The following is a 13,411-nucleotide window of genomic DNA, read 5'->3' on the forward strand; positions in this document are numbered from 1 at the left end:
ATCCGTATTTTCCTTTCAAGCCCTTCTCATTCCAAGCCGAAATGAGAGGGCTTTTCGGCATGCCCGTGCTCTGGCTCTATTCACGCTAGGTGTCCTTATTTTGCAAAAGCATGACCCTATCATGCAAAGACTTGCTCGATGCGCTCTAGTAAAATGGGCTCAAAGTTCGGCATTAGCCGATCATTGTTGAAGGAGGCGGTCATGCATGGCAGCATCAATCAAAAGAGTTCATGTCGTATTCAAGACCCATCTGGACGTCGGGTTTACCGATTTGGGAAAGAACGTAATCGACCGATATATGGAACATTTCATACCCCAGGCCTTGGAGCTGTCCGAACAGCTGGCGAATGAAGAGGGGGATGTAAAATTCGTATGGACCACCGGCTCATGGCTAATCCATGAATTTCTGCAAACGGCTTCTCCCGACATGCGGGCGCGCATGGAAAAAGCCATTGGGGATGGACGCATGGTCTGGCACGGGCTGCCGTTTACAACGCATACCGAGATCATGGATGCCAGTTTATTCGAATTCGGGCTGTCCATTTCGGGCGATTTGGACCGAAAGTACGGAAAAACCACGATTGCCGCAAAAATGACGGACGTTCCGGGCCATACCCTAGCCATGGTGCCTCTGCTGGCAAAACACGGCATACAATATTTACATTTAGGCGTTAACATGGTCTCCAAAAATCCCAAGGTGCCGGAGATGTTTGTATGGCGTGCTTCCGACGGCTCGGAGATTATCGTACATTATGCGGATAGTTATGGTAAGCCCTATCGGATGGAAGGGCTGGAGGATGCCTTGTATTTTGCCCATACCCACGATAATCATGGTCCATCCACGATGGAGGAGATCCGGGCATTATTCGAACAGCTGCGACGGGAATATCCAGGGGCGGACATCATGGCCTCGACATTGGATGCTTTTGCCGCGCGGCTTCAAGCGGTGAAAGACCGATTGCCTGTCGTCAGCGAAGAGATCGGGGACTCGTGGATACACGGGATTGCCTCGGATCCTTGGAAAATCGCCCGCTACCGCGAATTGTTAAGGCTTCGGGATCGCTGGATCGAGGATGGTCGATTGGATAGGGACAGTGAGGCGTACGCTCGATTTTGCAACCGTCTGATGTTGATTCCCGAGCATACTTGGGGGCTGAACAATTCCGTGTATCTCGTCGATTTCGTGAATTATTCCTCGGCTGACCTAGCCGCAGCAAGAGCACGGGATATTGTTGAAGACAATACACGGAAGAAATTCGATTACCTATGCCAGCAGGCAAACGGCACCAGATCGTACAGCCATTACGAGAGTTCCTGGCAGGAGCAGCGGGATTATCTTGAAGAAGCCCTTCAATCGCTGCCTACGACGCTAGCGGCTGAAGCGAGAACCGAGCTGGATCGGATGAGTCCGCAGCATACCGTCCTTAACTCGGAGCCGGTGCAGCATAAACAGCCGATCGAAACGAACGAGCTTTACGAATTAGGCCAGTTTCAGGTGAGCTTCGCTGCCGACGGTTCGATTAACCGATTGATGGATCGATCCGGAAAGGCATGGGCGGGAGAGCATCAGAGACTTGGCACTTATATGTATGAAACCTTCGGCCAAGAAAACTACAACCGTTTCTTCAAAGAATACATGACAAATCTGGATATACATCATGGCTGGGCAGATAACGATTTCGGCAAGCCGGGAATCGAGTATGTCAAACCGAGGCCGGAGCATCAGCGGTACACCGCGTCCTTGCGAACACTGCACCTGGAGAGGCATGCCGATTATGATATCGTGACCGCAGAAATGAAGCTGCCGGAGGTTCTCAGCAATCAATACGGGGCTCCACGCCAAATTAACGTATTCTATTCGTTCCATGCGAATGAGCCCGTCATTGAGGTATGCCTAAGCTGGATGGGCAAACCGGCATGCCGTCTTCCGGAAGCAAGCTGGTTATCATTTGTGCCGCTTGTGGATAATCCTAACGCATGGTCGATGGATAAGCTGGGAATGCGGATATCTCCGTTATCCGTCGTCAAGGACGGCAACCGGAACATGCATGGCATCAATTCGGGCTTATATTATGAGGGGGCGGACGGAACAGCGGTCATTGAATCCTTGGACGCGCCGCTTGTGTGCCCGGGGGAACCGAGGCTGCTGCAATTCGACAACTCCTATGCTCCGTTGACCGGCGGATTTCATTTCAATCTGCACAATAACGTATGGGGGACAAACTTTATGATGTGGTTCGAAGACGACATGAGGTATCGGTTCCGCTTAAGCCTGTATTCCCATTCGTAAGCTCATTGTGTTTGTAATGAAACGGAAAGATGTGAGTTATGGGCTCGCATCTTTTTTTCATGCCTAATCATCCAAACCGTCAAATTATGATGAAGTATCGTTCTTGGCGATAAAATCCTGAATCCTGTTCCGCAGCTGATCATGCTGTTCAAACTGGTTATACATGCGATAGGCTACCGTCTGCGCATTTCCGAAGAAGAAGCGTTCAAACTGGGTTTGACGGCCCCCGAAAGAGCCTGCGCCAAGCTCCCAGGCAAGGCGGAACAAGGCGATTCGATCACGCGCCTCCGTGGTCGAGCCTCTTAAATATTGGTTCAGGTAAGGACCTGAATCCGAATGGAAGTCCATTTCGGAAGGGATCATAATCAGGCCGCTGGAACCCAGCAGCTGTATCATCTCCACCATCTCGGGATAAAAATGGGGGAATAACATGCTGGATGCGGTAAGCGGGCCCGCCGATGGAACGAAATAACCGAATTTATCCCGGCTGGCGCCCAGTTCGGAAGCCAATCTTAGGGCTTTGAAGGTCTCCAGATATGCAATGATTTTTGAAACGTTCGCGATCATTTGGGGTTCGAGCCCAACGTTCTGCTCGTCTGCCAAGCTCTCCAGCAAACCTAGCATAAATTCGGTTTTGGCGATATAACGGGTGGCCATTTGATGGGCAATATGGGTGTGAAAGCGACTCTCGCCGAATAAACGTCCGGCATAGGCCTCGTCCCCATAGTAAAAGATCCGGTCATGCGGGACCAATACGTGGTCAAAGATGACGAGAACGTCCATCTCTTCGTATCTTGCGCTCAAGGGATAATCATAGGAAGAAGCGGCACCATAACTCTCACGGCATATAAACGTCATTCCGGGCAAATCGTTCGGTACCGCAAAGGCGAATGCGGTTGGATTGACATCATGGAACAACGTGGGCGAAGGCGACGGGAATACAAGCATTTCCTCGCACGTGGCTCCCTGCGTTGCCATCATGAAAGCTCCGGTTATGATCATGCCTTGATCGTTGATCTCAACCACCTTGGCGGCAATCGTGTCCTCTGCAGCATCTTGCTGTCCGGACATTTTACAAGCATAGGGCTGAATGAAGGCATGGGATAACGTAATATCATGATCTCGACAGTACCGGTAATAGGCCCTGAGGTTGTCCGCATACTTCGGATTGTGTTCCTCCAGTATATCGGCAGCCGTGTACAGCGACATGATCGCCGTGTTCATATAATCGGGAGAGCGGCCTAAAAAGCCGTTGTGCCTCTTGGCCCAAAGTTCCATCATCAATCTGCGTTTCTGCAAATCCTCGGCATTCCTCGGCGGGAGAAAAGACAGGCCCACCCGTTCTCCGGTATCGGGCGAGGGGTACGTCATCTGCTCGATATAACACGCTTCGCCTTGCATATCGTAAAGCTCCGCTTGGGTCTGAATGATACCCTGGAATGCAGGGTGCTTGGATAAAGGTCCCTGGATAAGCTCCCCTTTATACCAAAGGTTGATGTTTTGCCGATCGATCCGTTCGATGTACTGCTTCCCTGATTTGATAGGCACATTGTTCACCCCGTTTGCGAAAATCGTAAGCTCTAACTAACCTGTCTACTGCTGTTAATGTACGTGCTTCGTCCAAGCGGAGTACATTGTCCTCAGGAAACGCTGCAAAATATGCGGATGTACCTCAGAAGGCGCGACCGGAAGGCTTCATACGAAAAAAACGGACCCGTTTGGGCCCGCTTTTATAAGATTTGCGATTACCGGGCTTGACCCAGATACTGCTCCAGCGTCAGTTGTTGTCTCGTAATTTCTCCGGCAATATAGACGCCCACATAGCGTACATGCCAAGGCTCGTAAGCGTATCCGGTTAATTTCTCCTGACCTTTTCCATAACGAATGATAAATCCGTACTTCGGTGCATTGGCCTTCAGCCATTTGCCTTCCTTCGTATTTCCGAAGCTCTGCTCCAGGGCATAGCCTACGGAAGCACTGGAAATATCCATGCTAAGTCCGGTCTGATGCTCGCTTTGCCCCGGGCGTGCGCTTGTTTTGTTAGCGACAGCCTCGCCCTTGATACTGGCGTTACGCGCGAATATGGCTTTTTGGGTTGCATAGGAACGATAACCCGATACGGCTTTGAGGTCGATCCCGTCCCGTTTGGCAGCAGCGAACAGCTTTTCGAGCGCAGACGCCGCTATTTTTTTCATCTGCTTTTTGGGGCTTGGTCCCGAGAAGCTGAACGGAATTTGGGGTACGACCAAATCTTGCGGTACATAATTCGATGGTAGATTTCTTTGTTTGTTGACGAGCACAACCGTGCTGGACAGATTGGTGACCGTATTTATCCCGTTAACCGACCTCAGCGTCCGTATAGGGGCGTTGTTATCCAAAAACTTCGAAAATGATAGGCTGGCAGAAGATGCTGCGGCCGCTTCCGCCTTATCCAAGCCGGAACCGTTCGGGAACCCGGATAAAGCCAAACTTGTTACGACTGAACCGATGATGACGGATGGCAGGATTGTTTTGATAAAAGTATTGCGCATGTGTATTCCCTCCTCGTTAGTTGTCTATTGAGTATATAAGAGAGTTATATCGATAGAATCTCCGGATTGTTTCTGAATTGTAAACAAAATAGAATAGATTGAATCTAATCATAACCCGAAAATAGATTATAGTAATATATGAAAAAGGGACGATTTTCTACATAAGGAGACTTTATACATGGAGATACGCGATTATATCAAACAAGGGTTTGAGGCCTATTACGCTAAATACAGCGAAATTTCGGAGGATGGGTTCTGCAGGTGGATGCGGCCGGACGTTCCCGCGGAGATGAAGACCGTTGATACCGATGAGGAATGGTCCATATGGAAATTGCTCCCTTCCATTGTGAGCGAAGAGCAGATTGGGGCGATGGAAGCAGAGTATGGATTGAATTTTCCCGAGTGGTATAAAGCATTCATCTCCACGTACCATCATTACTTTGACGTCATACCTGAACAGGCGGTAGACGAGCCGCTGGAGAACGTCAGGAATATGTACAATCCCTTGTTGTGCCGGCTGGGATATCTCCCTTTCACTTGGGATTCCGAATACGGCAAGATCTGGTGTATCGATGTATGTGGAGACGCCGGTGAGGGGATCGAAGCCATCTATGAGATCGAACATGAAATATTGTTTGATCTGGATGAAGAACACACGGATCGGACCGAACTTAAAGAGTCGCTAGTATTTTTGTACCCGGATTTTAAGGCGTATTTTGACGATACGTTCGTGGAGGGCTGACGGGTTCCATTTCAGAAGTATAAGGAGAAGTTTCAAATGCGAAATGAACAGCTGCAGGAAATTTTGAATGAATACGATATCCGGGAACCGGAAATGCCTTTATTCGGCATAATGAAAATCGAACGTATAAGGTAATAGGCCATGACGGAAGTACATATCTGATGCGCATTCATCAACCGCTAAAAGAAGGCATGGCTGGTCAGCAGCATACCTACGACGGTCTGCTGGGCGAACTGCAAATGCTGGAGCACTTGTCAGGCTGGGATCATCTGCTTGTCCAGAGGCCTATGCGTAATCGGAAAGGTGAATTGATCACGATTTTCGAACACGAGGGGAAGCGTTGGAACAGCTCCGTGCTTACCTGGCTGGAAGGAAGAGACTTGCAGAAGGATGACGTAAGCGACCCGGTACTGGTCGAGAAGCTGGGGACTCGCATTGCAGAGTTACACAAATTTTATGGCTCATACGAGCAGGAGGGCTTGGACAAGCGTCCGAGTCAGGGGATAGCTTACAATCTATATATGATTGAAGTTATAAAGCAAGGATTGGCGAAAGATTTGTTTACTACCTCCGATGTTTCCATTATTGAAGAAACGATATCGTTGGTTAACGCGCGCCTTGTGGACAGTGGTAACGTTGAGGCCTGGGGGCTTATCCACGGTGATTTAAGCTTGGGGAATATCATCATGACCTCAGATGGAGAACTGAGTTTTATCGATTTTGGTTTTTTTGGACCAGGGTACCATTACACGGATGTTGCCATGGGTGCCATGATGGTTCCTTCAGCCCTTCGGGATATATTCCTGAAAGGATATTATGGCAATGATCATACGGGACAAGAGAAGCTTGTTTTGTTAGAAGGTTTCATGCTGCTGGCCATTATCGGCTACTATGTCTTTCAGATGGAGAATGAATCCGTGCATGCATGGATGCGTGAACGAATGCCGAAGCTGTGCGCCGATTTCTGCACGCCTTATTTGTCGGGTGCACGCATATTTTATTCCGTATAGTTCGATGTCGAATCACACGGTATCCGTGAAAGATAATTATAAGCATTCAATCCCTTGGAAAGCACGCTGATCGGGTGATACCATATGAGATATCAACGATATGATTAGAGGTGAACACCGTATGGCGGAAAGCGAACTTCAACTACAACAAGAGGCTCTCCAGGAGGAAGCTTCTGAGGTAGCAGATGAACTTCGACTTTACGAGTTGTTAAGTCAAGCAGGCGAACCGGTGCGTGTCGGCAGCTCAGCCCTCGGATTGATGGTATGGAGAGACCTGGACATGACGGTAAAATGTTCTCGGCTGAATCAACCATTAACTGCACACATCGCATCGGAGCTCATGCTGCAAGCCGGTGTACGGGAGCTGAAGTTCATCAACGATACCGGTGATTATAATACGGATCCCGCATATCCCGATGGATTGTACATCGGACTAAAATATAAATCACAGCGCGGTAACGAATGGGCCTTGGACATTTGGTTCGTGGATGAACCGGAGAGACAACCTGACTTGAAACATATCATAACGATGCCTGGACGGCTGACTCAGGAACGCCGGGAGACTATTTTGAGAATCAAAAATCGTTGGGCAAGCCTTGCTGAATATGGAAAAAGTGTACGAAGCTTCGATATTTATACAGCGGTTCTCGAAGACAACGTAAGCACGCCGGAACAGTTTGAAGCCTGGTTGGATCAAAGGTCCGTGAATAAAAGCTGAAAGCCCATGATTCAATAATAGGAGATCTGCATATGGAGATTATCAAGCATAACCAAGACCAATGGGAGCTTAAAGTCAAACAGAAAAATCAGTGGACTGTTCCTGTAAGCAGCGAAGAAATCCAGAAAGCCAGAATGGGCGATTGGTCTATTATCGTCACTTCAACCAAGCCTGTGCCCAAAGAATGGTTTCCGGAACTAAACGGAAAGAATGTGCTCTGCCTAGCTTCTGGAGGAGGGCAGCAGGGACCCGTATTGGCAGCTGCGGGAGCAAATGTAACCGTGTTGGATTTCTCCGAATCTCAACTGGAGCAGGATCGCTTTGTTGCTGAACGGGACGGATTGTCCATTCGGACGGTTCTCGGTTCGATGACGGATTTAAGCATGTTTGAATCGGAGAGCTTTGATTTGTTGGTTCATCCGGTATCTAACCTTTACGTGCCTGATATCCAGCCGGTCTGGCAGGAGGCATATCGCGTGTTGAAGCCTGGCGGCATAATGATTAGCGGCTTTATGAACCCGGTCTTTTATTTATTCGACTGGGAACTGGAAGAACAGGGCACGCTTCGGGTGAAGCACACCCTTCCCTATTCTGAACTGGATTATGCGACGGAAGAAGAAATCGTGAGAAGCGGGGTAGCATTGGAATTCGGACATACGCTGGAACAGCAAATGGGAGGTCAGATTCAATCCGGATTTATGATTGCCGGGTTATACGAGGATTCCTTCGGAGGCGAGAAATTGTTGGACCGATATGCAAACAGTTTTATTGCGACAAGAGCCATAAAGCTTTAACCTCATGCCTACTTCCATGTCTTCACCAGAAGAGTCATCCTAACGGGTGGCTTTTCTTTTTAATGTATATGTAAAACTTAAGTGAATCCTATATTTTTAATATTATCCATATAGATGTTCCTATGATAGCATAATCGTATATCTGGCAAGGGAAGGAACGATGGATATGAGTACCGCATTTTGGTTAACGAATGCTCGTTTAGAGAGCGGCTATGAAGTTTCAGAAGGCGTTATTACGGGAACAAAAACGGAGATTTGCCACGTATTCATAGAGGACGGGAACATCGCGAAGATCGTGTCATCCGACAAGACCATCACGGATTCATGGCCGCGACACGACGTGAAGGGATTGCTGCTTTTGCCGTCCTTTACCGAAAAGCACTGCCATCTGGATAAAACGCTGCTTGGTGACCGGTGGCGATCCGTAACGCCGGTCTCCAGCATTTTCGAGCGTTTGGATATCGAGAAAGCAACGCTTCCGGCCCTGGATACCCGGACGCAGGACCGTGCGGAACGCCTGCTTCAGATGTACCTGAAGTCCGGGGTGACGCATGTACGAACGCATGTCGATATTTATCCGGAAGTGGGTTTGGCTAACTTCGAAGCGGTTCAACAAGCATTGCACGCATTTGAAGGAAAGTTATCCTACGAGATCGTAGCTTTTCCTCAGCATGGTTTGCTGCGCTCGAAGTCAAAGGAATGGGTGAGACAAGCACTTCGCGGCGGAGCAGGCTTGGTAGGCGGGGTGGACCCGGCGACGGTGGATGGTAATATCGAAGCCTCCCTGCAGGAAATGGTGGAGCTTGCCGTGGAGGCGAATGCGGGAATTGACCTGCATTTGCACGATGCCCATCATCTGGGAACCTTCACCATGAAGCGGTTGGCACAGCTGACCATCGAGGCGGGCCTGCAGGGCAAGGTGGCGATCAGCCATGCATTCGGACTCGGCGATATCCCGACGTCGCAAGCCATCGAAATGGGGGAAATGCTGGCTGATGCAGGGGTTGCCATTATTTCGAGCGTGCCGATCGGTCGCAACATGCCGCCGGTCGGTTTGCTGCACGAGTGCGGCGTAGAGGTAGCCGTCGGTTGCGATAACATTTTTGACGTGTGGTCGCCTTTCGGAAACGGGGACGTGCTGGAACGCGCGGGCCGGCTGGCTGAGGTGTCCCGATGGGTGGATGAACGCTCTTTGGCAAGGACGCTTCAATATATCACCGGCGGCATGACGCCGCTTGGTCCGGATGGCGAGCAGATATGGCCGCAGGTCGGGGACGCCGCCAGCATCGTGTTTGTCGAAGCTTCTTGTTCCGCCGAAGCCATTGCCAGAAGATCGAAGCGCGTGGCGACGATGTTTAAGGGTAGCATCGTTTCCGGTTCGCTTTAGGCGACGCATGTCGATCAGGATCAAGCTGCTGCTGTCCTTTACCGGCATGCTGGTCATCAGCTTGTTGGTTTTCGTCCTGACTGCCAGTTTGTTTACCGTCGCGGCTACCGGCGACATTCGCGGGGTTCGGGATTTTTATAAAGTTCACTACCAGGTTAACCCGCTGACCGAGCAAGAGGAGTCTATATTCCTTGAATTAAAATATCTTGCCAAGAACGAACCGGACGGTCTGCTGGATCAAGAGCTGCTGAAGGAATATGATTTTAAGCTGAGAACCGTGCGGGCAGGCCTGTACGTCCGTAAGGAAAGCCTTCAGGTTTACGAGTCCAATACGTTAAACCAGCCTGAGCTGGAAGCGAATCTCCCTCCATTCGACCTGAACAACAATCAAATCCGCAATACGCTGAGCATCGGGGAACGCTTTTATGCTTATGCCAAATTCGACTTCCGGTTCTCGGACGAGACGAAGGGAAGCGTATACGTGATCCGAGAGCGAAGTCCTTTCGGCGAGGTAACGCGCAAGCTGTTGCCCATCCTTGTATTGAGTCTCGTTGGCATCATTGTGGTTGCGAACGTGATGTTATATCGCTGGATTACGCGCAGCGTGGTCAAACCGCTTGACTTGCTCCGAAATTCGGCCGAACACATCAAGGAGGGGAATCTTCAGTTTTCCCTGGATATGCATTCGAAGGACGAAATCGGCCAGCTAAACGAAACGTTTGAGAATATGCGAAAGCGGCTGCACGAATCGATTCAGCTCCGGCTCCGGGACGAAGAGAACCGAAAAGAGCTGATCTCCAATATCTCACACGATCTGCGCACACCCATAACGAATATTAAGGGTTATGTCGAGGGCATTCGAGACGGCGTCGCGGATACGCCCGAGAAGATGGATAAATACGTGAATATCATCTACACCAAAACCATCGATCTGGATAAACTCGTGGATGAGCTGTTTCTGTATTCCAAGCTGGATTTGAAGCAGGTGCCGTTTATGTTCGAGCATGTCGATATCATCGGTTTCATTGACGACTGCATCGAGGAGCAGCGCTATGTTCTGGAGGAGAAGGACATTCGGCTGGAGTGGAAGGAACACCCCGGTGATCCTGTCGAGGTCATTGCCGACCTTGAGAAATTAAAGCGAACCGTGCTCAACATCATTGGAAATGCCCAGAATTTCATGGACAAGGGGCAAAAAAACATCGGCATCTCGATCCGGCTGTCTCCGGAATGGGTAACGGTTGAAATCCGGGATAACGGCACAGGCATCGCACCGGAAGCGATCCCTTATATATTCGAAAGGTTTTATCGGGCCGAGTCATCCCGCAACTCTTCAACAGGCGGCAGTGGTCTGGGTCTTGCGATTGCGAGCCAGATCATTGAAGGACACGGGGGCCAAATCTGGGCTGAAAGCGAGCTTGGCGTCGGAACAAGCCTGTATTTTACCCTGAAACGAGCGAACAGGAAGGAGGCGCGGTAACCCATGGCCACACGCATTCTCATCATTGAAGACGAAACGACCATCGCCCAGTTGGAGCGGGATTATTTTGAGCTGAACGGTTTTGCCGTCGATTTATGCCATACGGGTGACGAGGGCTTGAAGCTTGCACTTAACGAGGACTACAGCCTCATCATTGTGGACCTTCAGCTTCCCGGCATGAATGGCTACGAGTTGTGCAGCCATATCAGGAAGAACAAGGAGGTCCCGATTCTGATCGTATCCGCCAAGAATGAGGAGATCGATAAAATCCGTGCATTTAATCTCGGTGCCGACGATTACATTACCAAGCCTTTTAGCCCGAGCGAATTAGTCGCAAGAGCCAAAGCCCATTTGATGAGATATGTCAGGCTTCTGGGCAAGCAAAGTCCGAGTCCAAGCTCGGAAATTCACATCCGAGGCCTGGTCATCGACAAAACGGCGCGAAGGGTGTTCGTACGCAATCAGGAAGTCGCGTTTACGACACGGGAATTTAATTTGCTTGAATTTCTGGCAAGCCATCCGAACCGGGTGTTCAACAAACATGAATTGTTTGAACGGATTTGGGGCATGGATTCCAGCGGGGATATCGCTACCGTCACCGTTCACGTCCGAAAGCTGCGCGAAAAGATGGAGCTGGATCCATCCAATCCGCAGTACATTGAAACGGTATGGGGAGCGGGCTATCGTTTTTCGGTCTGAATGAGTTTAGAAATTGTTAATAAATATTTTCGAAACGTTTAATCCCGGATTTCTTGGGAGTTTAGGACTCTCATCTATCATGGAGATATGACGATTATCGTTCATATTCATCGAAGATAGGGAGGACTTACTTATGAAGAAGTATTCGAATAAACTGGCGGCCATGATGCTGGCCGCCGCACTGGGAACGGCGACGCTTCCGTTTCATGTTCTGCAGGCCGATGCTGCACAAGCGCCGCTCGCTGCCCAAGATATAGAGCAAGCCGTTCAAGGGCTGTCCCAGCTGCGCGTGATGCAGGGTTACCAAGACGGCACGATGGGGATAACAAGTCCGATCACACGGGCGGAGCTGGCGAAAATGCTGGTGCTTGCGTTTGGACTTGAAGGCAAAGCGGAGACAGAGCCAAGCTTCACGGATGTGAAATCAAACGCGTGGTATGAGCGGTACGCAACTGAGCTGGTAGCACTAGATATGATGCAGGCACCGGACGGACGTTTTGATCCAAGGGGAAGCGTTACCCACGCCGAACTGGTACAGATGGTGTCTAAGGCTCTGAAACGAGATGCGAAGTCCGTGGATTACTGGGCGCAACGTTTTTATTCCGAGGAGGGTCATGCCACTCGAGGTCAAGCAGCCTATTTGATAAGCATTGCACATGACGCAATACCGTCGGAAAAAGCAAAAATCACGAGCGTCCGCGCACTGAATGCCATCACCTTGATTGTCACCTTTGATGCTCCATTGACATCGGACGATGAGTCGTTTGCCAAAGCCAAAGAAGATTTTAAATTTAACGACGGTCTTGCCCTAACGAATATGCCGCGTCTGAAGACGGGTTCTATTTCCACCTATATCGTTCCAACTTCCGTTCAAAAACCGGGGACATCGTATACGCTGACCTATAAAGGGAAAACAGCAGGTACATTTACAGGAAACAGCACGAAGCTGGACATGACCGAGGCTAGACAGGTCACCCAGGATACATTTGAATTGGAGGCGCTCAAGGAGAATGGCGTCGTCGACTACGGTTATGTTATTTCCGCTTATAGCGGAGGCCGCGGAGCCAATGCCTTCGTATTGGATGAGAACAACAGCGCCGATGGCAAGGTCTATCAGATCATATCTTCTGGTCAAGCCAGGGAAGTTACGATTACGCCTGCAGGCGGACAACCTATCGTGGCCAAATACGTACCCTTCACCCAATCCACCGACGGCAAGCAAGAGCCGAAATTCCGATTGCCGGAAGGCCAGACGTTGACGCAGGGCGTCACTTACACCGTTTCTTCGGACTGGGCACAGATCGCCAATCCGTCATTCGTTGCAGGATCGTTTGCTCCGCTGGACATCATCGGAGCCGAGGCAGTCAGCGACAGTTCCATTGCCATCACGTTGTCCGAGGATCCGGGGGATGAGCTGTTCTCCGGCCGGAGCGTGGAATTGACCGACGCTGACGGCAATCAACACATTGCGACCTATAAATATTCAAGCCGAAAAGGAGCCGTAGGCATATTCGATCTGACGCAGGAAAGTAAATTGAAGCCGGGATCGACGTATACCATCAAACCGGTAGGCGAGTGGGCAGGAGAAACCGATGCGTCCCTGACCGTCAATTAATGCATTACAGCATGGACATGGCTGTCCATATACAAGAGGACGAGCGTAAAGCTCGTCCTCTTGAACTTGTTTATAAGTGACTATGTAAGTGGTTCTATCATTTGTAAAATTAAGGGTAAGAACTTATACTGGTTTCAAAATCTGC

The 13,411-nt window shown here is 49.9% G+C and carries 11 protein-coding genes; 9 read left to right on the plus strand and 2 right to left on the minus strand.

Features of this window, described 5'->3' with window-relative positions; translation table 11 throughout:
* The first annotated feature begins 205 nt into the window (after nt 1-205).
* The gene (locus MHH82_RS13860) at nt 206-2,290 is read left to right on the plus strand and encodes a DUF5054 domain-containing protein (protein ID WP_340966240.1); all 2,085 of its coding nucleotides are present in this window, start codon (nt 206-208) and stop codon (nt 2,288-2,290) included.
* An 84-nt stretch (nt 2,291-2,374) separates the two neighbouring features.
* Here the strand turns inward: MHH82_RS13860 and MHH82_RS13865 are convergent, their stop codons facing one another.
* Nucleotides 2,375-3,838 (minus strand): 4-hydroxyphenylacetate 3-hydroxylase family protein, encoded by a 1,464-nt coding sequence (locus MHH82_RS13865; protein ID WP_340966243.1) that lies wholly within the window; start codon nt 3,836-3,838, stop codon nt 2,375-2,377.
* A 197-nt stretch (nt 3,839-4,035) separates the two neighbouring features.
* Nucleotides 4,036-4,821 (minus strand): M15 family metallopeptidase, encoded by a 786-nt coding sequence (locus MHH82_RS13870; protein ID WP_340966245.1) that lies wholly within the window; start codon nt 4,819-4,821, stop codon nt 4,036-4,038.
* 178 nt (nt 4,822-4,999) lie between these two features.
* On the opposite strand from MHH82_RS13870, the gene MHH82_RS13875 reads away from it, so the two are divergent.
* From MHH82_RS13875 to MHH82_RS13910, 8 genes are all read left to right on the plus strand, one after another.
* The gene (locus MHH82_RS13875) at nt 5,000-5,563 is read left to right on the plus strand and encodes an SMI1/KNR4 family protein (protein ID WP_036663379.1); all 564 of its coding nucleotides are present in this window, start codon (nt 5,000-5,002) and stop codon (nt 5,561-5,563) included.
* A gap of 161 nt (nt 5,564-5,724) precedes the next feature.
* Nucleotides 5,725-6,573, plus strand: a complete 849-nt coding sequence (locus tag MHH82_RS13880) for a phosphotransferase enzyme family protein (RefSeq protein ID WP_340966247.1) — start codon at nt 5,725-5,727, stop codon at nt 6,571-6,573.
* Nucleotides 6,574-6,694: 121 nt separating this feature from the next.
* Nucleotides 6,695-7,291, plus strand: coding sequence for a hypothetical protein (locus MHH82_RS13885; RefSeq protein ID WP_340966248.1), 597 nt, complete (start codon nt 6,695-6,697; stop codon nt 7,289-7,291).
* Between the two features lie 32 nt (nt 7,292-7,323).
* Entirely contained in the window at nt 7,324-8,085 is a 762-nt protein-coding gene (locus tag MHH82_RS13890; RefSeq protein WP_015734957.1) for a class I SAM-dependent methyltransferase, read from the plus strand.
* 166 nt (nt 8,086-8,251) lie between these two features.
* Nucleotides 8,252-9,472, plus strand: coding sequence for an amidohydrolase (locus MHH82_RS13895; RefSeq protein WP_340966249.1), 1,221 nt, complete (start codon nt 8,252-8,254; stop codon nt 9,470-9,472).
* A 7-nt stretch (nt 9,473-9,479) separates the two neighbouring features.
* Nucleotides 9,480-10,952 (plus strand): sensor histidine kinase, encoded by a 1,473-nt coding sequence (locus MHH82_RS13900; protein ID WP_340966250.1) that lies wholly within the window; start codon nt 9,480-9,482, stop codon nt 10,950-10,952.
* A 3-nt stretch (nt 10,953-10,955) separates the two neighbouring features.
* The gene (locus tag MHH82_RS13905) at nt 10,956-11,651 is read left to right on the plus strand and encodes a response regulator transcription factor (protein ID WP_009592947.1); all 696 of its coding nucleotides are present in this window, start codon (nt 10,956-10,958) and stop codon (nt 11,649-11,651) included.
* Nucleotides 11,652-11,784: 133 nt separating this feature from the next.
* Entirely contained in the window at nt 11,785-13,266 is a 1,482-nt protein-coding gene (locus MHH82_RS13910) for an S-layer homology domain-containing protein (RefSeq protein WP_340966251.1), read from the plus strand.
* Nucleotides 13,267-13,411 lie beyond the last annotated feature (145 nt).

The organism is Bacillus sp. FSL K6-6540 (genome assembly GCF_038007545.1).